Here is a 20316-nt window from a genome sequence, read left to right on the forward strand (position 1 = left end):
TAAAACCCATTGGCTATAAGTTAAAAACCTACGCTTATAAACATAGCAGGCAACAATCGATAACTTATTCGGAAAATGCTGACGATTCCTCCTTATTTCCTTCACTTTTATGCCGCTTTAAGTCGCTAAACTAGTATTCTGTAAGGAATGTCATTTTTGTGGCAACCCGTTCCCGCACGGTTGTCCTCTGGAGAGAATTTTCGCCGCCATGAATGCAAAACCCCAACGTCGTTCCCTGATGCTGCGCCTGCTGGTTGCCGTCATCGTGGCCATTGTCGCCGTTCTCATTTGGCGTCATTTCAACGCTGCACCGCCGGCCGCAGAAACGCCGGCTGCCGCCCGCCATACCGGCGGCGCTCAGGGGGCAGCCGGCGGCAAACGGCGCGGCAATCTGTCGCCGGTTCAGGTGGCCACGGCCACGCAGCAATCCGTACCGAGTTATCTGATCGGGCTGGGCACCGTCACCGCCGCCAATACCGTCACCGTCACCAGCCGGGTCGACGGCCAACTGATGGCCCTGCACTTCACCGAAGGGCAGCAGGTAAAAGCCGGCGATCTGCTGGCGGAGATCGATCCCCGGCCGTTCCAGGTACAGCTGACTCAGGCCCAGGGGCAACTGGCGAAAGACCAGGCGACGCTGGCCAACGCCCGGCGCGATTTGGCACGCTTCCAACAGTTGGTGAAAAACAGCCTGATTTCCCGCCAAGAGCTGGATACGCAGGCCTCACTGGTGCAGCAAACCGAAGGATCGATCAAGGCCGATCAAGGCGCAGTGGACAGCGCTCAGCTGCAGCTGACCTACAGCAAAATCATCGCGCCGATCGCCGGCCGCGTGGGCCTCAAGCAGGTCGATATGGGCAACTACATCACCAGCGGTTCCACCGCCATCGTGGTCATCACGCAGACGCACCCGATCGACGTGGTGTTCACGCTGCCGGAAAGCACTATCAGCGATATCATGAAGGCGCAGAAAGCCGGGCCGGTCAGCGTAGAAGCCTGGGGGCGCACCAACAAGACCCTGCTGGCGCAGGGCAACCTGCTCAGCCTGGATAACCAGATAGACACCACCACCGGCACCATCAAGCTGAAGGCGCAGTACGCCAACCAGGACGATGCGCTGTTCCCCAACCAGTTCGTCAATGCGCGGCTGAAAGTCGCCACGCTGCAAAATGCCATCGTGGTGCCGACCGCCGCCGTGCAGATGGGCAACGAAGGCAACTTCGTCTGGACGATGGACGACGAAAACAAGGTCAGCAAACGCCTGGTGACCGTCGGCATTGAAGACAGCCAAAACGTGGTCATCGCCAGCGGCCTGAACGCCGGGCAACGCGTGGTGACCGACGGCATCGATCAACTGACGGAGGGCATGAAGGTTGAGGTGGTGACGCCGCAGACCAAAGCGGCCGGCGGCAGCGCCACGCCGCACGCCAAGCGGGAGAAAGCCTGATGCAGGTGATGACGCCGAACCCCGGCGGCGGCCCGTCCCGCCTGTTTATTCTGCGCCCGGTCGCCACCACGCTGCTGATGGTGGCGATCCTGCTGGCGGGGATCATCGGCTACCGCGCGCTGCCGGTTTCCGCGCTGCCGGAAGTGGACTACCCGACCATTCAGGTGGTCACGCTGTACCCCGGCGCCAGCCCGGACGTGGTGACCTCCGCCATCACCGCGCCGCTGGAACGCCAGTTCGGCCAAATGTCCGGCCTCAAACAGATGCTGTCGCAAAACTCCGGCGGCGCCTCGGTGATCACCTTGCAGTTCCAGCTGGCGTTGTCGCTGGATATCGCCGAGCAGGAAGTGCAGGCGGCGATCAACTCCGCCACCAACCTGCTGCCGAACGACCTGCCCTATCCGCCGATCTACAGCAAGGTTAACCCCGCCGATCCGCCGATCCTGACGCTGGCCGTCACCTCCACCGCCCTGCCGATGACGCAGGTGGAAGACATGGTGGAAACCCGCGTGGCGCAAAAAATTTCCCAGGTGACCGGCGTCGGGCTGGTCACCCTTTCCGGCGGCCAGCGCCCGGCGGTGCGCGTGAAGCTCAACGCGCCGGCCATGGCGGCCAACGGGCTTGACAGCGAAACCGTGCGCACCGCCATCAGCAATGCCAACGTCAACTCCGCCAAAGGCAGCCTGGATGGCCCGAGCCGTTCGGTTACCCTGTCCGCCAACGATCAGATGAAATCCGCCGACGAGTACCGGCGGCTGATCGTCGCCTACAAAAACGGCGCGCCGATCCGTCTGCAGGACATCGCCACCGTGGAGCAAGGCGCGGAAAACACCCGCCTGGCGGCCTGGGCCAACAAACAGCCGGCGATCGTGCTGAACATTCAGCGCCAGCCCGGCGTCAACGTTATCACCACCGCCGACAGCATCCGCGAGATGCTGCCGACGCTGATTAAAAGCCTGCCCAAGTCGGTCGACGTCAAGGTGCTAACCGACCGCACCACCACCATTCGCGCCTCGGTCAGCGACGTGCAGTTCGAACTGCTGTTGGCGATCGCGCTGGTGGTGATGGTGATCTACGTTTTCCTGCGCAACGTGCCGGCGACCATTATCCCCAGCGTGGCGGTGCCGCTGTCGTTGGTCGGCACCTTCGCCGTGATGTACTTCCTTGGCTTTTCCATCAACAACCTGACGTTGATGGCGCTGACCATCGCCACCGGCTTCGTGGTAGACGACGCCATCGTGGTGATCGAGAACATCTCGCGCTATATCGAAAAAGGCGAAAAACCGCTCGACGCCGCGCTGAAAGGGGCCGGCGAGATCGGCTTTACCATCATCTCGCTGACCTTCTCGCTGGTGGCGGTGCTGATCCCGCTGCTGTTTATGGGCGACATCGTCGGCCGCCTGTTCCGCGAGTTCGCCGTGACGCTGGCGGTGGCGATTCTGATCTCCGCCGTGGTATCGCTGACGCTGACGCCGATGATGTGCGCCCGCCTGTTGAATCACGAGTCTCTGCGCAAGCAGAACCGCTTCTCCGCCGCCTCTGAGCGCTTCTTCGAGCACGTGATCGCCGGCTACGGCCGCTGGCTGAAAGTCGTGCTCGCCCACCAGTGGTTGACGCTGTGCGTGGCGTTGAGCACCCTGGCGATCACCGTGCTGCTTTACCTGTTCATCCCCAAAGGTTTCTTCCCGATCCAGGACAACGGCCTGATCCAGGGCACGCTGGAGGCACCGCAGTCGGTGTCGTTCAGCAAAATGGCGGGGCTGCAACAACAGGTCGCCGCGCAGGTATTGCAAGATCCGGCGGTCGAGAGCCTGACCTCGTTTATCGGCGTCGACGGCACCAACGCCGCCCTCAACAGCGGCCGGCTGCAGATCAATCTGAAGCCGCTGAGCGAGCGCAGCGATAGCCTGCAAACCATTATCGACCGGATGCAGGAAAAAGCGGCGGCGCTGCCCGGCCTGAAGCTCTACCTGCAGCCGGTGCAGGATCTGACCATCGATACCCAGGTTAGCCGCACGCAGTACCAGTTTACCCTGCAGGCGATGTCCCTCGCCCAGCTCAGCCAGTGGGTGCCGCAGTTGGTCGACGAACTGCGGCAGACGCCCGAGTTGCAGGACGTCAGCAGCGACTGGCAAGATCAGGGGCTGGAGGCCTACATCAACGTCGATCGCGACTCGGCTTCACGCCTCGGTATCCAGATGAGCGACGTGGACAGCGCGCTGTACAACGCCTTCGGCCAGCGCCTGATCTCCACCATCTACACCCAGGCCAACCAGTACCGCGTAGTGCTGGAGCATGACGTGCAGGCGACGCCGGGGCTGGCGGCGCTGAACGACATCCGGCTGACCAGCAGCAGTGGCGCCGTGGTACCGCTGAATACCATCGCCAAAATCGAGCAGCGCAACGGGCCGCTGGCGATCAACCACCTCGATCAGTTCCCGTCTAGCACGGTCTCCTTCAACGTGGCAGCGGGTTACTCGCTGGAAGAAGCGGTCAACGCCATCACACAGGTCGAGAAAACCCTGGCGATGCCGAAAGACATCACCACCAAATTCCAGGGCGCGACGCTGGCCTTCCAGGCGGCGCTCGGTAGCACGCTATGGCTGATCCTGGCGGCGGTGGTGGCAATGTATATCGTGCTGGGCGTGCTGTATGAAAGCTTCATCCATCCGGTCACCATCCTCTCCACCCTGCCGACCGCCGGGGTCGGCGCGCTGCTGGCGCTGATGCTGGCCGGCAGCGAGCTGGACGTGATCGCCATCATCGGCATCATTCTGCTGATCGGTATCGTGAAGAAAAACGCCATCATGATGATCGACTTCGCCCTGGCCGCCGAGCGCGAGCAGGGCATGAAGCCTTATGACGCCATCTATCGGGCCTGTCTGCTGCGCTTCCGGCCGATCCTGATGACCACGCTGGCCGCCCTGCTCGGCGCCCTGCCGCTGATGCTCAGCACCGGCGTCGGCGCGGAGCTGCGCCGGCCACTCGGCATCTGCATGGTTGGCGGCCTGATCATGAGCCAGATCCTGACGCTGTTCACCACCCCGGTGATCTACCTGCTGTTCGATAAACTGGCGCGCAACACCCACGCCGAAGAAGACGCGCGGGAGACACCGTGAAATTCTTCTCGCTGTTTATCTTTCGGCCGGTGGCCACCACCCTGCTGACGCTGGCGATTGCGCTGGCGGGCGCGCTGGGTTTCAGCCTGTTGCCCGTCGCGCCGCTGCCGCAGGTGGACTACCCGGTGATTTCGGTCTCCGCCTCCTTGCCGGGCGCCGATCCGGAAACCATGGCGACCTCGGTCGCCACCCCGCTGGAACGCGCGCTCAGCCGCATTGCCGGGGTTAACGAAATGACCTCGATGAGTTCGCTCGGCAGCACCCGGGTGATCCTGCAGTTCGATCTCAGCCGCGACATCAACGGCGCCGCGCGCGACGTGCAGGCGGCGATTAACGCCGCGCAAAGCCTGCTGCCTTCCGGCATGCCGAGCCGCCCCACTTATCGGCAGATGAACCCGTCGGATGCGCCGATCATGATCCTGACGCTCACCTCCGACACTTACAGCCAGGGGCAGCTTTACGACTTTGCCTCCACTCAGCTGGCGCAGAAAATCGCCCAGACCGAGGGCGTCGGCGACGTCACCGTCGGCGGCAGCTCGCTGCCCGCCGTGCGGGTGGAGCTCAACCCTTCCGCCCTGTTTAACCAGGGCGTGTCGCTGGACAGCGTGCGCCAGGCCATCAGCAACGCCAACCTGCGCACGCCGCTCGGTTCGGCCGAAAGCCAGGACAAACGTTGGCAGATCCAAAGCAACGATCAGATCAAGAAGGCCGAGGGCTACAAGCCGCTGATCGTGCACTACAACAATGGATCCGCCGTCAGGCTGAGCGACGTCGCCAACGTCATCGACTCGGTGCAGGACGTGCGCAACGCCGGGATGACCAATGCCCAGCCGGCGATCCTGCTGGTGGTCAGCCGCTCGCCGGACGCCAACATCATCGCCACCGTCGATCGCATCCGCGCCGAGCTGCCCGATTTGCAGGCCAGCATTCCGGCCTCGATCAAGCTGAACATCGCGCAGGATCGCTCGCCGACCATTCGCGCCTCGCTGGCCGAGGTGGAGCAGTCGCTGGTCATCGCCATCGCGCTGGTGATCCTGGTGGTGTTCGCCTTCCTGCGCTCCGGCCGCGCCACGCTGATCCCCGCCGTCGCCGTGCCGGTGTCGCTGATCGGCACCTTCGCCGCCATGTACCTGTGCGGTTTCAGCCTCAACAACCTGTCGCTGATGGCGCTGACCATCGCCACCGGCTTCGTGGTGGATGACGCCATCGTGGTGCTGGAAAATATTTCCCGCCATGTGGAAGCCGGCATCAAACCGTTGCAGGCGGCACTGCAGGGGATACGCGAGGTCGGCTTTACCGTCTTGTCGATGAGCATGTCACTGGTGGCGGTGTTCATTCCGCTGCTGCTGATGGAGGGGTTGCCGGGGCGTCTGTTCCGCGAGTTCGCCGTCACCCTGTCGGTATCGATCGGGCTGTCGTTGATCATCTCGCTGACGCTGACGCCGATGATGTGCGCCTACCTGCTGCGCCCACAGCCTAAACGCACGCAGCAGCGCGTGCGCGGCTTCGGCAAGCTGTTGCTGAAACTGCAGCAGGGCTATGGCCGCTCGCTGCACTGGGTGCTCGGCCATACCCGCTGGGTGCTGGCGATCCTGCTCGCGACGGTGGCGCTGAACGTCTGGCTGTACATCAACATCCCGAAAACCTTCTTCCCGGAGCAGGACACCGGCCGCCTGGTGGGGTCGATTCAGGCCGATCAGAGCATTTCATTCCAGGCCATGCGCCAGAAGCTGCAAGATTTCATGACCATCGTGCGCGACGATCCGGCGGTGGCCAACGTCACCGGCTTTACCGGCGGCTCGCGCACCAACAGCGGTTCGATGTTCATTTCGCTCAAACCGCTGTCCGAACGCCAGGACAGCGCGCAGCAGGTGATTGCCCGCCTGCGCGCCAAGCTGGCGAAAGAGCCCGGTGCCAACCTGTTCCTGATGGCGGTGCAAGATATCCGCGTCGGCGGCCGGCAGGCCAACGCCAGCTACCAGTACACGCTGCTGTCGGACGATTTGAGCGCTTTGCGCACCTGGGAACCGAAAATCCGCGCCGCGCTGGCCGCCCTGCCGGAGCTGGCAGACGTCAACTCGGATCAGCAGGATAAAGGCTCGGAAATGGATCTGATCTACGATCGCGATACCATGTCGCGCCTCGGTATCTCGGTGTCCGACGCCAACAACCTGTTGAACAACGCCTTCGGCCAGCGGCAGATCTCGACCATCTATCAGCCGCTCAACCAATACAAAGTGGTGATGGAAGTGGCGCCGCCCTACACCCAGGACGTGAGCTCGCTGGACAAGATGTTCATCATCAACAAGGAAGGCAAGGCGATCCCGCTCTCCGACTTCGCGCACTGGCGGCCGGCCAACACGCCGCTGGCGGTCAACCACCAGGGGCTGTCCGCCGCCTCCACCATCTCGTTCAACCTGCCGCTCGGCGCCAGCCTGGGCGACGCCACCGACGCCGTCACCCGCGCCATGACCCAGCTTGGCGTGCCGCCGACGGTGCGCGGCGCCTTCGCCGGCACCGCCCAGGTGTTCCAGGACACCCTGAAATCGCAGGTGATCCTGATCCTGGCGGCGATCGCCACGGTGTACATCGTGCTCGGCGTGCTGTACGAGAGCTATATCCATCCGCTGACCATCCTCTCCACGCTGCCTTCCGCCGGCGTGGGGGCGCTGCTGGCGCTCGAGCTGTTCGGCGCGCCGTTCAGCCTGATCGCGCTGATCGGTATCATGCTGTTGATCGGCATCGTGAAGAAAAACGCCATCATGATGGTCGACTTCGCGCTCGAGGCGCAGCGCAACGGCGGCATCAGCGCCCGCGAGGCGATTTTCCAGGCCAGCCTGCTGCGTTTCCGGCCGATCATGATGACCACGCTGGCGGCGCTGTTCGGCGCGCTGCCGCTGGTGCTGACCAGCGGCGACGGTGCAGAGCTGCGCCAGCCGCTCGGCATCACCATCGCCGGCGGCCTGGTGATGAGCCAGCTGCTGACGTTGTACACCACGCCGGTGGTCTACCTTTACTTCGACCGGCTGCAGGCGAAGTTCCGTCGCAACAAGCAACTGGCCCCGCTGCCACATTAATGGCCGACCGATGCTGATGAAACACACCGCCACGGTACGCTGGCAACTCTGGATAGTGGCATTCGGCTTCTTTATGCAGACGCTGGATACCACTATCGTCAACACCGCCCTGCCCTCGATGGCTGCCAGCCTGGGGGAAAACCCGCTGCGCATGCAGTCGGTGATCGTCTCCTACGTACTGACGGTGGCGGTGACGTTGCCGGCCAGCGGGTGGCTGGCGGACAAGGTCGGCGTACAGCGGGTGTTTTTCAGCGCCATCGTGCTGTTCACCCTCGGTTCTATCCTCTGCGCCCGTTCGGAAACCCTGAACGAACTGATCGCCTCGCGCGTGATTCAGGGCATCGGCGGCGCGATGATGGTGCCGGTCGGCCGCCTGACGGTGATGAAGATCGTGCCGCGCGAGCAGTACATGGCGGCGATGACCTTCGTGACGCTGCCGGGCCAGATCGGCCCGCTGATGGGGCCGGCGCTGGGTGGTTTTCTGGTGCAATACGCCAGCTGGCACTGGATCTTCCTGATCAATATTCCGGTGGGCATCGTAGGTGCCATCGCCACGCTGCTGCTGATGCCCAACTACCAAATGCAAACCCGGCGCTTCGACCTCAGCGGCTTTATCCTGCTGGCGGTCGGCATGGCGTCGCTGACGCTGGCGCTCGACGGCCACAAAGGCATGGGGCTGTCCGGCGCAGCCATCGCCGGGCTGGTGGCGCTGGGCGTGGCGGCGCTGTTGGGGTATGTTTGGCATGCCTACGGCAATAGCCGCGCGCTGTTCTCGCTGCGGCTGCTGCGCACCCCGACCTATAAAATCGGGCTGCTGGCCAGCCTGTTGGGGCGCATCGGCAGCGGCATGCTGCCGTTCATGACGCCGCTGTTCCTGCAGGTGGGCATGGGCTTCACGCCGTTTCACGCCGGGCTGATGATGATCCCGATGATCATCGGCAGCATGGGCATGAAGCGCATCGTGGTACAGGTGGTCAACCGCTTCGGCTACCGCAACGTGCTGGTGGCCGCCACGCTGCTGCTGGCGCTGGTCAGCCTGAGCTTCCTGCTGGCGGCGCTGCTCGGCTGGCTGTGGCTGCTGCCGGTGGTGCTGTTCTTCCAGGGGATGGTCAACTCGCTGCGCTTCTCAGCGATGAACACCCTGACGCTGAAAGACCTGCCGGATCGGCTGGCCAGCAGTGGCAACAGCCTGTTGTCGATGGTCATGCAGCTGTCGATGAGCCTCGGCGTCAGCGTCGCCGGCATCTTGATCGGCAGCTTCGCCCAACATCAGGCGGTGGCCGACAGCCCGGCCATCCATAGCGCATTTATCTACAGCTACTGCTGTATGGCGTTGATTATCGCCCTGCCCGCGCTGGCCTTCGCGCGCGTGCCGGCCGATAGCGCGCCCAACCGCACACTGACCAAAGAGCCGGGCACCGGTTCAACGAGGTTGCAATGAAGATAGGCATTACCGGGAAGCTGTTCCTGGCCATTTTCGCCGCCTGCATGCTGGTGTTGATCACCATGCATTGGGGGGTGCGCGTCAGCTTTGAACGCGGCTTTATCGATTACATCAAACACAGCAACGAGCAGCGTATCAACATGCTGAGCGAAGCGCTGGAGGAGCAATACAGCCGCCACGGCAACTGGGTGTTCCTGCGCAACAACGATCAGGTGATCTACCAGATCATGCGCTCGTTCGAGCAGAACAGCGACAGCAGCCACAATCTGCCGCCCAAAGGCTGGCGCACCCAGTTTTGGGTGGTGGACAGCCAGTTCAACCGGCTGGTGGGCCACTCCGGGCCGGTGCCGAAAGAGGGCCCGCGCCACCCGATCCGCTACAACAATGAGATCGTCGGTTGGGTGATCACCACGCCGGTTGAGCGCCTGACGCGCAATACCGATATCAACTTCGATCGCCAGCAGCGGCGCACCAGCTGGATCATCGTCGCGCTCTCTACCCTGCTGGCGGCGGCGGTGACCTGGCTGCTGTCGCGCGGCATGCTGGCCCCGGTCAAACGCCTGGTGGCGGGCACCCACCGCCTGGCAGCAGGCGACTTCACCGCTCGCGTGGCGGTCAGCAGCCAGGATGAGTTGGGCAGGCTGGCGCAAGACTTCAACCAGCTGGCCACCTCACTGGAGAAAAACGAGCAGATGCGCCGCGCCTTTATGGCCGACGTCTCCCATGAACTGCGCACGCCGCTGGCGGTACTGCGCGGCGAGCTGGAGGCGCTGCAGGACGGCGTGCGCCAACCAACGCCGGATTCGCTCAGTTCGCTGCAGGCCGAGGTGTCCACCCTGACCAAACTGGTCGACGATCTGCACCAACTCTCGCTCTCCGATCTCGGCGCACTGGCCTACCGCAAGTCGTCGGTGGACTGCGTGCACCTGCTGCAGATCGCCGTCGCCGCCTTCCGCGAGCGCTTCCGCGCCAAAGGGCTGGAGATCGTCACCCATCTGCCGGCCCAGGCGCCGCTGTTCGGCGATCCCGATCGCCTAAACCAACTGTTCAACAACCTGCTGGAAAACAGCCTGCGCTACACCGACGCCGGCGGCCGTCTGGAAATCAGCGCCGAGTTGCAGCCGGGGCGGCTGTTCCTCTACTGGCAGGACAGCGCGCCGGGTATCAGCGATCAGCAACTGACGCGCATTTTCGAACGTTTCTACCGGGCAGAAGGTTCACGCAACCGCGCCAGCGGCGGTTCCGGGTTAGGGCTGGCGATCTGCCACAACATCGTGGAAGCGCATGACGGGAAAATCCGCGCCGAGCATTCGCCTTTAGGCGGCGTGCGGATTACAGTAGAGTTTGCCATCCCTATCAAAAATAAGGCGCCCTGATGGACATTCAGAATCACCCCGTGCAGATCATGATTGTTGAAGATGAACCCAAACTGGGCCAACTGCTGGTGGATTATCTGCAGGCGGCGGGTTACGCCACCCGCTGGCTAACCAACGGCAATGAGGTGGTGCCGACCGTGCACCAGCATCCGCCGGCGCTGATCCTGCTCGACCTGATGCTGCCGGGTGCCGACGGGCTGACGGTATGCCGCGAACTACGCCGCTTCAGCGACGTGCCGATCGTGATGGTGACGGCGAAAATCGAAGAGATCGACCGCCTGCTGGGGCTGGAGATCGGCGCCGACGATTACATCTGCAAACCCTACAGCCCGCGCGAGGTGGTGGCGCGGGTGAAAACCATTCTGCGCCGCAGCTATCGGCCGCAGGAGAACGCGCGGGAAGATGACCTGCTGCACATTGATGAGCCGCGGTTCCAGGCCAGCTATCAGGGGCAGTTGCTGGATCTGACGCCGGCGGAGTTCCGCCTGCTGAAAACGCTGGCCAGCCAACCGGGCAACGTGTTTTCCCGCGAGCAGCTGCTGAACAACCTGTATGACGACTATCGGGTGGTCACCGACCGCACCATCGACAGCCACATCAAAAACCTGCGCCGCAAGCTGGAGCTGATCGACGGCGAGAAATCCTTTATCCGCTCGGTATACGGCGTGGGTTACCGCTGGGAAGCCGAGCCCTGCCGGCTGGTGAATGGGATTTAGGGGGAAATCAGCGCGTCCAGTCTTCAACCGCCAACCCGGGCACCATGGCGAATGCGCGATCGTTGGTCACCAGCGTCGCGCCACGGCTCTGCGCGTGAGCGGCGATCAGTTGATCCAGCGCGCCCATGATTTTGCCCTTTCTCTCCATGTTCGCGCGCATTTCACCGTAGCAGCGGGCGGCCTCGCTATCCCATGCGTAAACCGTCACCGCGGCAAGAAAGGCCTCGACCATGCTTTGCAACGCCTTGTTCCGCCGTTTAGCCACACCGTAAAGCAGTTCCGCTTCCGTGACGCTGGAAATACATACGGCAGAAGGCGGGAGCTTTTCCATGACGTTAAGCACCTGCGGATGCTGCCGAAACAAGTGGCTGACGGTGTTGGTATCAAACATGTACATCGCCTACTCTTCCTCTGAGAATGGATCGCGGTCTGCAACCCCTTGCTGACGATCTTCCGCGCCAAGAAACTCTTGCGGCACCGGCGTTTGGGCGATAATGCTCAGCAGCGGTGCCCAGCTGTCCGGCTTTGCCGGATATTTGGATAAAATCACGTTGCCCTCCCGATCGCGACGGATATAGACACGATCCGTATCAAATTCAAATTCCACCGGTAACCTCACCGCCTGATTTCTGCCGTTTTTAAACAGCTTTGCGATTCTTTCCATCTCGACACCTCCACAGCAGGCATAGGCCAAAGCATATGCCTGTAGCGTGTCGATGCCAAGATGTATCGCTCATTTTTCACTCACCTTTACGTAGCGGGCAAAAGGTAACGCGCAATGCCGCTCGATGAAACCTCGTTATTGTCATTATGCGGCGCACTACGCAATCACCACGCCTTCTCTTTAGCTCCCCGTGCGACGCGATGTTTCCAGGACGAAAACGCCACGCCGACGCAAAAAAACTGCGCATTTTTTCGACTAGGCTGGCATGAGGTTTAGCCGCCGATTTTCAAGCGATTGGCTACACTTACATCACGAATCGGAACCTACAGGAGAAGAACCATGGCCATCGGTCATTACGAGCTGAAAAAAGCAAAGAACGGACAGTACCACTTCAACCTGAAAGCCAGTAACGGCGAGATCATTCTGGTCAGCGAGATGTACGCCAGCAAAGCCTCGGCGGAGAACGGCATCGCCTCGGTGCAGACCAATTCGCCGCACGAAGCGCAATTTGAACTGAAGCACAGCACCAGCAATCAGCCCTATTTTGTGCTGAAGGCCAAGAACCATCAGGTGATCGGCGTCAGCGAAATGTACAGCACCGAAAGCGCGGCCAAACACGGCATCCAGTCGGTGATGAAAAACGGCCCGACCATCGATATCCGCGATTTGAGCGCCTGATCCCCCGTTTCGCCCGCGCGGTGGCCACCATCGCGCGTTTTCCATTTGACCGGGATCAATCTCCCTTGAATAAATCCGGTTAACTGCTGATTTCTTGCCGCGCTGCGGCTACAATCCCCCGCTTTTACTGCGCCATCTGGGGCGCGATATACCCACTGGCTTTCATACGGCAGCTAGACTAAGCGGCAAGTTCGTGAGTCTCCAGGAGCTTGGTCAACCAAGTGACGGGAGTGAGCGAATGCAGCCAACAACGCTGCAGTTAGAAAGACAGAGGTATACTGACCTGAAATCAGACCGAGACACACTATGTTTACACCGGAACTTCTCTCCCCGGCCGGAACGCTGAAAAACATGCGTTACGCCTTCGCCTATGGTGCCGATGCGGTTTACGCCGGCCAACCGCGCTACAGCCTGCGAGTGCGCAACAACGAGTTCAACCACGAGAATCTGGCGCAGGGCATCAATGAAGCTCATGCGCTGGGCAAAAAATTCTACGTGGTGGTGAACATCGCCCCGCACAACGCCAAGCTGAAAACCTTCCTGCGCGATCTGAAGCCGGTGGTCGACATGGGGCCGGACGCGCTGATCATGTCCGATCCCGGCCTGATCATGATGGTGCGTGAAGCCTTCCCGCAGATGGATATCCACCTGTCGGTGCAGGCGAACGCCGTTAACTGGGCGACGGTGAAGTTCTGGAAGCAAATGGGCCTGACCCGCGTGATCCTGTCGCGCGAACTGTCGCTGGAAGAGATCGCCGAGATCCGCGCCGAAGTGCCGGACATGGAGCTGGAAATTTTCGTCCACGGCGCGCTGTGCATGGCCTACTCCGGCCGTTGCCTGCTGTCCGGCTACATCAACAAGCGCGATCCCAACCAAGGCACCTGCACCAACGCCTGCCGCTGGCAGTACAAAGCGGAGGAAGGTAAAGAGGACGATACCGGCAATATCGTGCACCAGCACGAGCCGATCCCGGTGCAAACCGTCGAGCCGACGCTGGGCATCGGCGCACCGACCGACAAGGTGTTCATGCTGTCTGAAGCGCAAAAGCCAGGCGAATATATGAGCGCCTTCGAGGACGAGCACGGCACCTATATCATGAATTCCAAGGATCTGCGCGCCATCCAGCACGTCGAGCGCCTGACGCAGCTCGGCGTGCATTCGTTGAAGATCGAAGGCCGCACCAAGTCCTTCTACTACTGTGCGCGCACCGCGCAGGTCTACCGCCGCGCCATCGACGACGCCGTCGCCGGCAAGCCGTTCGATCCGACCCTGCTCACCACGCTGGAAGGCCTGGCGCACCGCGGTTACACCGAGGGCTTCCTGCGCCGCCACGTACACGAAGCGCAGCAGAATTACGAGTACGGTTCGTCGCTCTCCGAGCGCCAGCAGTTCGTCGGCGAATTCACCGGCGTGCGCCGTGACGGTTGGGCGGAAGTCGACGTGAAGAATAAGTTCGCGCTCGGCGACAGCGTGGAGATGATGACGCCAGGCGGCAACGTGCTGTTCACCCTCGAAAGCATGCAAAATAAAAAAGGCGAACCGATTGAAGTGGCGCCGGGCAACGGCCATATCGTTTATTTACCGATCCCGCAGGATATCGATCTCAATTATGCTTTGCTGATCCGCAATTTGACGGAAGAAAATAGCGCCGGGGCGTAAAAACGAATCGCCGTCATTCGGCGGCGATTTTTAGCAAATATTAGAATTGGATCACATCAATGTGTTCGCAGCTTGGTTACTATCACGCTGCTTAAAACGAACAACGAAAATACTTGCATAGCAATACTAGGAACCACCTCCTTAGCCGGCCCAATCTCCCTTGGGCTGGCTTTTTCTTTATGGGGCCGGCCTGCTTTCATCCGCGTGCCTATTTCCATAACTTTCTCCCGTTATCCGTTTTAATAAAAATAATAACGTCGCATCGATATATAAATAACGCTACTGCGATTCATCCCCCATTAAAAGCCCGCTTCTCTCTGGGTAAAATTCAGATAAATTCCCTATACCGTCATATTCACTGCGCAATGGGAAATAACCGAAATTAGCTGAATATTCTGATGGTCTGCCGGCGGCGGCTGGTTTATCTTGAGGTTTTATTGGTTTTCCGCCGGAGGATTATCGGCAATGCCTAAACACCCGCATGCACCCGCTCTGCTTATTATCAACGGCAAGGGCGCCGGCAACGAAGAGCTGCGCCTGGCGGTCAAACAGTTGCGCAAAGAGCAGATTACGTTGCACGTGCGCGTCACCTGGGAGCACGGCGACGCCGAACGCTACGTCGCTGAAGCCGCTCAGCTCGGCGTCGGCACCGTTGTCGCCGGCGGCGGCGACGGCACCATCAACGAAGTGGCCGCCGCGTTGGTGCAATTGCCAGCGCACAGCCGACCGGTGCTGGGCATTTTGCCGCTCGGCACCGCCAACGACTTCGCCGTGGCCTGCAATATTCCTTCGTCGCCGGAACAGGCGCTGCAGTTGGCGATTAAGGGCCGCTCGGTGCCGATCGATCTGGCGAAGGTCAACGGCAAGCGCTACTTCATCAACATGGCCACCGGCGGCTTCGGCACCCGCATCACCACCGAAACGCCGGAAAAACTGAAAGCGGCGCTGGGCGGCGTCTCCTACTTTGTTCACGGTTTACTGCGCATGGATACGCTGCAGGCCGACCGTTGCGAAATACGCGGGCCGGACTTCCGCTGGGCCGGTGAGGCGCTGGTGATCGGCATCGGCAACGGCAAGCAGGCCGGCGGCGGCCAGGAACTGTGCCCCAGTGCGTTGATCAACGACGGCCTGCTGCAACTGCGCCTGCTGATCGCCGATGAGCTGCTGCCGGCGCTGGTCGCCGCCCTGTTCAATGACGAAGAGAGCAACAGCATCCTCAGCGCGGCACTGCCGTGGCTGGAGATCGACGCGCCGCACGAGATGACCTTCAACCTCGACGGCGAGCCGCTAAAAGGCCGCCATTTTCGCATCGAAGTCTTGCCGCAGGCCATCGAATGCCGCCTGCCGCCTCACTGCGCCCTGCTGGGCTGACCTTGCCGGGCGCAGCCTCTGCGCTCCGTCTTGCTTCTCCCGATATCCCGACGGAACAGCGACGGGTTCGAGATCGAATAATCAACCGCTTAGCGCGCCGGGGGCGATCGCCCCCGCGTATTTGGCTACGTAAATGGCATTTCCTCTCAATCGCATCTATTGTTTCTCCTTGCCGGATCAAGTTCGGTAGTATCGCTTTACAGCTTCAATCACCGCTTTTTACTGCGCCGGTGGTCAAAATACCTTGCATTACCGGTGTATGAAGAAGCTTAATCGGGAGTGAATCATGACTGATATTGTGCAGTTGCTAGGAAAGGAAGCGGAAGATCTGCTGCAACACCGCTGTACCACTATCCCCGCCGAGAATCTCTACCTGCCGGGCGCCGACTTCGTCGACCGCGTAATGATCGATAACAACCGACCCAACAGCGTGCTGCGTTCGATGCAAACCCTGTTCAACCACGGCCGCCTGGCCGGCACCGGCTACCTGTCTATTCTGCCGGTCGATCAGGGCATCGAGCACTCCGCCGCCGCCTCGTTCGCCGCCAACCCGCTGTATTTCGATCCGAAGAACATCGTCGAACTGGCGATTGAAGCCGGCTGTAACTGCGTCGCCTCCACCTACGGTGTGCTGGCGGCAGTATCGCGCCGTTATGCGCACAAGATCCCGTTCCTGGTCAAAATCAACCACAACGAAACGTTGAGCTACCCGACCCAGTACGACCAGACCCTGTACGCCAGCGTCGAGCAGGCGTTCAACATGGGTGCGGTGGCGGTCGGCGCCACCATTTACTTCGGCTCCGAGCAGTCGCGCCGCCAGATTGAAGAGATCTCGATCGCCTTCGAGCGCGCACATGAGTTGGGCATGGTCACCGTACTGTGGGCCTATCTGCGCAACCCGGCGTTCAACAAGGACGGCGTGGACTACCACTCCAGCGCCGATCTGACCGGCCAGGCCAACCACATCGCCGCCACCATCGGTGCCGACATCGTCAAACAGAAGATGGCGGAAAACAACGGTGGCTACCGCGCGGTAAAATTCGGCTACACCGATGACCGCGTCTATAACAAGCTGACCACCGATCACCCGATCGATCTGGTGCGCTACCAGCTGGCCAACTGCTACATGGGCCGCGCCGGCCTGATCAACTCCGGCGGCGCCGCCGGTGAGAACGATCTGCAGGAATCGGTGCGCACCGCGGTGATCAACAAACGCGCCGGCGGCATGGGCCTGATCCTGGGGCGCAAAGCGTTCAAGAAATCGATGAAAGACGGCGTGGCACTGATCAACGCCGTGCAAGACACCTATCTGGACAAGAAGGTCACCATCGCCTGATGTGACAGACCGCTTGTCGCAAGCCCGGTTCGCCGGGCTTTTTTGTGCCCGTTCCCCCAGTTCTGAGACACCGCCCTTCTCTTTCTTTCATTTTAAACTTTCAAAATAAAATATTTATCTTTCAAACTGTGATCTATTTAAAACAAATAGCCCAACAAAGTGACTACTGTAAGGCCCATGGCGACAGAGCCGCCGTTCGCTCCAGGCCATATCAGTCCATTACAGGAGAACATAATGATTGAGCTAATCACCCACGGCGCCGAGTGGTTTATCGGCCTGTTTCAGAAAGGCGGTGAAGTGTTTGTCGGCATGGTGACCGGCATTTTACCTTTGTTGATCAGCCTGTTGGTTATCATGAACGCACTGATCAAGTTTGTTGGCCAGGAACGTATCGAACGATTGGCGCAGCGCTGCGCGGGCAACCCTGTCTCGCGTTATCTGCTGCTGCCGCTGATCGGCACCTTTGTCTTCTGCAACCCGATGACCCTCAGCCTGGGCCGTTTCATGCCGGAGAAATACAAGCCGAGCTACTACGCGGCGGCCTCCTACAGCTGCCACTCGATGAACGGCCTGTTCCCGCACATCAACCCCGGCGAACTGTTCGTCTACCTCGGTATCGCCAGCGGCCTGACCACCCTCGGCCTGCCGCTCGGCCCGCTGGCAGTGAGCTATTTCCTGGTGGGGCTGTTCACCAACTTCTTCCGCGGCTGGGTCACCGATCTGACCACCAGCCTGTTCGAACGCAAGATGGGCATCCGTCTGGATCGCCAGGTGCAACTTTAATTCATGGAGTGCAGCATGAGTGCTTATATCCGTATTGAAAAAGGCGCCAGCGGCTGGGGCGGCCCCCTGGAGCTGCCGATCGAACCCGGCAAGAAAGTGGTGTATATCACCGCCGGCACCCGGCCTTCCATTGTCGATCGCCTCAGCGAATTGACCGGCTGGCCGGCCGTCGACGGTTTCAAAGAGGGCGAGCCGCCGGCGGAAGAGATCGGCGTGGCGGTGATCGACTGCGGCGGCACCCTGCGCTGCGGCCTGTACCCGAAGCGCCGCATTCCGACGGTCAACATCCACGCCACCGGCCAGTCCGGCCCGCTGGCGCAGTTTATCCTCGAAGACATCTATGTCTCCGGCGTGCGCGACCACAATATCAGCCGGATTGAAGCGGCAGAGCGCCAACCCGCCGTCGCCGAAACGCCGCCCAAGGCGCGCGACTACGACACCAGCAAGAAGATCACCGAGCAAAGCGACGGGCTGCTGGCGAAGGTCGGCATGGGCATGGGATCGGTGGTGGCGGTGTTCTTCCAGGCCGGGCGCGACACCATCGACACCGTGCTGAAGACCATCCTGCCGTTTATGGCGTTCGTCTCGGCGCTGATCGGCATCATCATGGCCTCCGGCCTCGGGGACTTTATCGCCCATGGCCTGACGCCGCTGGCCAACAGCCCGATCGGCCTGGTGACGCTGGCGCTGATCTGCTCGTTCCCGCTGCTGTCGCCGTTCCTCGGCCCCGGCGCGGTCATCGCCCAGGTGATCGGCGTATTGGTCGGGGTGCAGATCGGCCTCGGCCATATTCCGCCGCAGCTGGCGCTGCCCGCGCTGTTCGCCATCAACGCGCAGGCCGCCTGCGACTTCATTCCGGTTGGCCTGTCGCTGGCGGAAGCCAAGCAGGACACCGTGCGGGTCGGCGTGCCCTCGGTGCTGGTCGGCCGCTTCCTGACCGGCGCGCCAACGGTCCTGATCGCCTGGGCCGCCTCGGCCTTCATTTATCAATAGCTTGCTGTTCAGGGAGACGTTCATGCACACCATTTTTCACACCACTATCACACAGATCGGCGGCAGCGCCCGCGACGCGTTGCTGGACAACATGCTGATCACCTTCCGTGAAGGCGCGCCGGCGGATATCGAAGAGTTCTGCTTTATCCACCGCCACGGTGCGACCGCCGGCGAGCTACAGGTCGGCGGCGTGATGGAGTTGGCGCAGCAGCGTTACGCCATCACCGCCGTCGGCAGCGTCGCCACGCAGAATCTGCGCGAACTGGGCCACATTACCGTGCGCTTCGACGGCGAAGCCGAAGCCGAATTCCCCGGCTCGATCCACGTATCCGGCCCGACGCCGGCCGATATCCCATTGGGCAGCACGCTGTCATTTATCGCATAAGGAGTAGACCATGTCTGAAGTAGCTGTAGTGATTGGCGGTGGCCAAACGTTAGGCGCCTTTTTGTCCCACGGGCTGGCGCAGGCCGGTTATCGGGTGGCGGTGGCCGATCTGAACGCCGGCAATGCCAATCAGGTGGCACAGCAGATCAACGAGGAGCACGGCGCAGGCAGCGCCTGCGGTTTTCAGGCCGACGCCACCGACGAGCAGAGCGTGATCGCGCTGGCGGCGGCGGTTGACCGGGCGTTCGGCCAGGCCAACCTGCTGGTGTACAGCGCCGGTATCGCCAAGGCGGCGCCGATTACCGATTTCCCGCTGGGCGACTTCGACCGCTCGCTACAGGTGAACCTGGTGGGCTATTTCCTCTGCGCCCGCGAGTTCTCGCGCCTGATGATCCGCGACGGCATCGCCGGGCGCATCATTCAGATCAACTCCAAGTCCGGCAAGGTCGGCAGCAAGCACAACTCCGGCTACAGCGCCGCCAAGTTCGGCGGCGTGGGGCTGACGCAGTCGCTGGCGCTCGATCTGGCGGAGTATGGCATTACCGTGCATTCGCTGATGCTCGGCAACCTGCTGAAGTCGCCGATGTTCCAGTCGCTGCTGCCGCAGTACGCGCAAAAACTGGGCATTGCGCCGGATCAGGTAGAGCAGTACTACATCGACAAAGTGCCGCTGAAGCGCGGTTGCGACTACCAGGACGTGCTGAACACCCTGCTGTTCTACGCCAGCGATAAGGCCTCTTACTGCACCGGCCAATCGATCAACATCACCGGCGGCCAGGTGATGTTCTGACGCCATCGACGCCCCCTTCCGCAGAAGGGGGCCTAAGGAGCCCCCCATGACACAAGCCCTGATTGCCTTCGCATTGCTGGCCTGGCTGCTGCAAATCGCCTTCGGCTGGTGGCAACTGCAGCGCTTCAACCGCGCCTTCGACGGCCTGTGCCGGCTGGGTGCCGTCGGCGTCGGCCGTTCCGGCGGCCGTTTCCGCCCGCGGGTGGTGCTGGCGCTGGCCTTCGACGCCGATCGGCGGGTGTGCGGCAGCCTGTTGCTGCGCGGCCTGACCGTTTTCGCCCGGCCCCACCCACTGCCTCGATTGCACGGTTTGCATCAGCGGGATTTGCGCCCGGATGTGATCTTCCCCGAGGATCGCGCATGCCAGTCTGCACTATCGTTAGCGATTGAACCCAAATCGTGATATTTTCACATTAAAAGACATTACCTTTCATAGTGAATTATTCAGCGAGGGGAAATGCCCAACTCTTGTGAACGG

The 20316-nt window shown here is 61.4% G+C and carries 17 protein-coding genes; 15 read left to right on the forward strand and 2 right to left on the reverse strand.

What is annotated here, in order from left to right; translation table 11 throughout:
• The first annotated feature begins 208 nt into the window (after positions 1–208).
• Genes BHU62_RS15140 through baeR form a run of 6 tightly spaced genes read left to right on the forward strand, consistent with a single transcriptional unit; the run spans position 209 to position 11179 of the window.
• Entirely contained in the window at positions 209–1447 is a 1239-nt protein-coding gene (locus BHU62_RS15140; RefSeq protein ID WP_073532740.1) for an MdtA/MuxA family multidrug efflux RND transporter periplasmic adaptor subunit, read from the forward strand.
• A complete protein-coding gene (locus tag BHU62_RS15145) occupies positions 1447–4566 on the forward strand; it encodes an MdtB/MuxB family multidrug efflux RND transporter permease subunit (RefSeq protein ID WP_073532741.1) in 3120 nt (1039 codons plus the stop codon). Before BHU62_RS15140 ends, BHU62_RS15145 begins: the two co-directional genes overlap by 1 nt.
• Positions 4563–7643 carry a multidrug efflux RND transporter permease subunit MdtC gene (gene mdtC / locus BHU62_RS15150; RefSeq protein WP_073532742.1) on the forward strand — a complete coding sequence of 1027 codons (3081 nt, stop codon included), beginning with the start codon at positions 4563–4565 and terminating at the stop codon, positions 7641–7643. Before BHU62_RS15145 ends, mdtC begins: the two co-directional genes overlap by 4 nt.
• 10 nt (positions 7644–7653) lie before the next feature.
• Entirely contained in the window at positions 7654–9084 is a 1431-nt protein-coding gene (gene mdtD / locus BHU62_RS15155; protein WP_073532743.1) for a multidrug transporter subunit MdtD, read from the forward strand.
• Positions 9081–10463, forward strand: a complete 1383-nt coding sequence (gene baeS, locus BHU62_RS15160) for a two-component system sensor histidine kinase BaeS (RefSeq protein ID WP_073532744.1) — start codon at positions 9081–9083, stop codon at positions 10461–10463. The genes mdtD and baeS overlap by 4 nt, the downstream gene beginning before the upstream one ends.
• Positions 10463–11179 (forward strand): two-component system response regulator BaeR, encoded by a 717-nt coding sequence (baeR, locus tag BHU62_RS15165; protein ID WP_073532745.1) that lies wholly within the window; start codon positions 10463–10465, stop codon positions 11177–11179. Before baeS ends, baeR begins: the two co-directional genes overlap by 1 nt.
• 7 nt (positions 11180–11186) lie before the next feature.
• Here the strand turns inward: baeR and BHU62_RS15170 are convergent, their stop codons facing one another.
• Both BHU62_RS15170 and BHU62_RS15175 read right to left on the reverse strand, forming a co-directional pair.
• Positions 11187–11576 carry a type II toxin-antitoxin system VapC family toxin gene (locus BHU62_RS15170; RefSeq protein ID WP_047730091.1) on the reverse strand — a complete coding sequence of 130 codons (390 nt, stop codon included), beginning with the start codon at positions 11574–11576 and terminating at the stop codon, positions 11187–11189.
• 3 nt (positions 11577–11579) lie between these two features.
• Positions 11580–11843, reverse strand: coding sequence for an antitoxin (locus BHU62_RS15175; protein WP_004941563.1), 264 nt, complete (start codon positions 11841–11843; stop codon positions 11580–11582).
• A 339-nt stretch (positions 11844–12182) separates the two neighbouring features.
• On the opposite strand from BHU62_RS15175, the gene BHU62_RS15180 reads away from it, so the two are divergent.
• The 9 genes from BHU62_RS15180 to gutM all read left to right on the forward strand — a co-directional run bounded on the left by BHU62_RS15180 (position 12183) and on the right by gutM (position 20241).
• Positions 12183–12521 carry a YegP family protein gene (locus BHU62_RS15180; protein WP_073532746.1) on the forward strand — a complete coding sequence of 113 codons (339 nt, stop codon included), beginning with the start codon at positions 12183–12185 and terminating at the stop codon, positions 12519–12521.
• 306 nt (positions 12522–12827) lie between these two features.
• Positions 12828–14180, forward strand: coding sequence for a tRNA 5-hydroxyuridine modification protein YegQ (gene yegQ / locus BHU62_RS15185; protein WP_073532747.1), 1353 nt, complete (start codon positions 12828–12830; stop codon positions 14178–14180).
• Positions 14181–14645: 465 nt separating this feature from the next.
• A complete protein-coding gene (yegS, locus tag BHU62_RS15190; RefSeq protein WP_073532748.1) occupies positions 14646–15551 on the forward strand; it encodes a lipid kinase YegS in 906 nt (301 codons plus the stop codon).
• 286 nt (positions 15552–15837) lie between these two features.
• Positions 15838–16887, forward strand: coding sequence for a class I fructose-bisphosphate aldolase (fbaB, locus tag BHU62_RS15195; RefSeq protein ID WP_073532749.1), 1050 nt, complete (start codon positions 15838–15840; stop codon positions 16885–16887).
• A 234-nt stretch (positions 16888–17121) separates the two neighbouring features.
• Positions 17122–17670: a PTS glucitol/sorbitol transporter subunit IIC gene (locus BHU62_RS15200; protein ID WP_004941528.1), complete on the forward strand. Its 549-nt coding sequence runs from the start codon at positions 17122–17124 to the stop codon at positions 17668–17670.
• A gap of 15 nt (positions 17671–17685) precedes the next feature.
• Positions 17686–18663, forward strand: coding sequence for a PTS glucitol/sorbitol transporter subunit IIB (locus BHU62_RS15205; protein WP_073532750.1), 978 nt, complete (start codon positions 17686–17688; stop codon positions 18661–18663).
• Between the two features lie 22 nt (positions 18664–18685).
• Positions 18686–19048: a PTS glucitol/sorbitol transporter subunit IIA gene (srlB, locus tag BHU62_RS15210; RefSeq protein WP_073532751.1), complete on the forward strand. Its 363-nt coding sequence runs from the start codon at positions 18686–18688 to the stop codon at positions 19046–19048.
• A 10-nt stretch (positions 19049–19058) separates the two neighbouring features.
• Positions 19059–19838, forward strand: coding sequence for a sorbitol-6-phosphate dehydrogenase (gene srlD / locus BHU62_RS15215; RefSeq protein ID WP_073532752.1), 780 nt, complete (start codon positions 19059–19061; stop codon positions 19836–19838).
• A 46-nt stretch (positions 19839–19884) separates the two neighbouring features.
• Positions 19885–20241 (forward strand): transcriptional regulator GutM, encoded by a 357-nt coding sequence (gene gutM, locus BHU62_RS15220; protein ID WP_073532753.1) that lies wholly within the window; start codon positions 19885–19887, stop codon positions 20239–20241.
• The last annotated feature ends 75 nt before the right edge of the window (positions 20242–20316 follow it).

The organism is Serratia marcescens, from assembly GCF_001902635.1.
Taxonomy (GTDB): Bacteria; Pseudomonadota; Gammaproteobacteria; order Enterobacterales; family Enterobacteriaceae; genus Serratia; species Serratia marcescens_F.

Excerpts from the sequence above, each read along its gene's own strand:
- BHU62_RS15140 (WP_073532740.1), top strand. The coding sequence starts at position 209 with ATGAATGCAAAACCCCAACGTCGTTCCCTGATGCTGCGCCTGCTGGTT.
- BHU62_RS15145 (WP_073532741.1), top strand. The coding sequence starts at position 1,447 with ATGCAGGTGATGACGCCGAACCCCGGCGGCGGCCCGTCCCGCCTGTTT.
- mdtD (WP_073532743.1), top strand. The coding sequence starts at position 7,654 with ATGCTGATGAAACACACCGCCACGGTACGCTGGCAACTCTGGATAGTG.
- baeS (WP_073532744.1), top strand. The coding sequence starts at position 9,081 with ATGAAGATAGGCATTACCGGGAAGCTGTTCCTGGCCATTTTCGCCGCC.
- baeR (WP_073532745.1), top strand. The coding sequence starts at position 10,463 with ATGGACATTCAGAATCACCCCGTGCAGATCATGATTGTTGAAGATGAA.
- BHU62_RS15170 (WP_047730091.1), bottom strand. The coding sequence starts at position 11,576 with ATGTACATGTTTGATACCAACACCGTCAGCCACTTGTTTCGGCAGCAT.
- BHU62_RS15175 (WP_004941563.1), bottom strand. The coding sequence starts at position 11,843 with ATGGAAAGAATCGCAAAGCTGTTTAAAAACGGCAGAAATCAGGCGGTG.
- BHU62_RS15180 (WP_073532746.1), top strand. The coding sequence starts at position 12,183 with ATGGCCATCGGTCATTACGAGCTGAAAAAAGCAAAGAACGGACAGTAC.
- yegQ (WP_073532747.1), top strand. The coding sequence starts at position 12,828 with ATGTTTACACCGGAACTTCTCTCCCCGGCCGGAACGCTGAAAAACATG.
- yegS (WP_073532748.1), top strand. The coding sequence starts at position 14,646 with ATGCCTAAACACCCGCATGCACCCGCTCTGCTTATTATCAACGGCAAG.
- fbaB (WP_073532749.1), top strand. The coding sequence starts at position 15,838 with ATGACTGATATTGTGCAGTTGCTAGGAAAGGAAGCGGAAGATCTGCTG.
- BHU62_RS15200 (WP_004941528.1), top strand. The coding sequence starts at position 17,122 with ATGATTGAGCTAATCACCCACGGCGCCGAGTGGTTTATCGGCCTGTTT.
- BHU62_RS15205 (WP_073532750.1), top strand. The coding sequence starts at position 17,686 with ATGAGTGCTTATATCCGTATTGAAAAAGGCGCCAGCGGCTGGGGCGGC.
- srlB (WP_073532751.1), top strand. The coding sequence starts at position 18,686 with ATGCACACCATTTTTCACACCACTATCACACAGATCGGCGGCAGCGCC.
- srlD (WP_073532752.1), top strand. The coding sequence starts at position 19,059 with ATGTCTGAAGTAGCTGTAGTGATTGGCGGTGGCCAAACGTTAGGCGCC.
- gutM (WP_073532753.1), top strand. The coding sequence starts at position 19,885 with ATGACACAAGCCCTGATTGCCTTCGCATTGCTGGCCTGGCTGCTGCAA.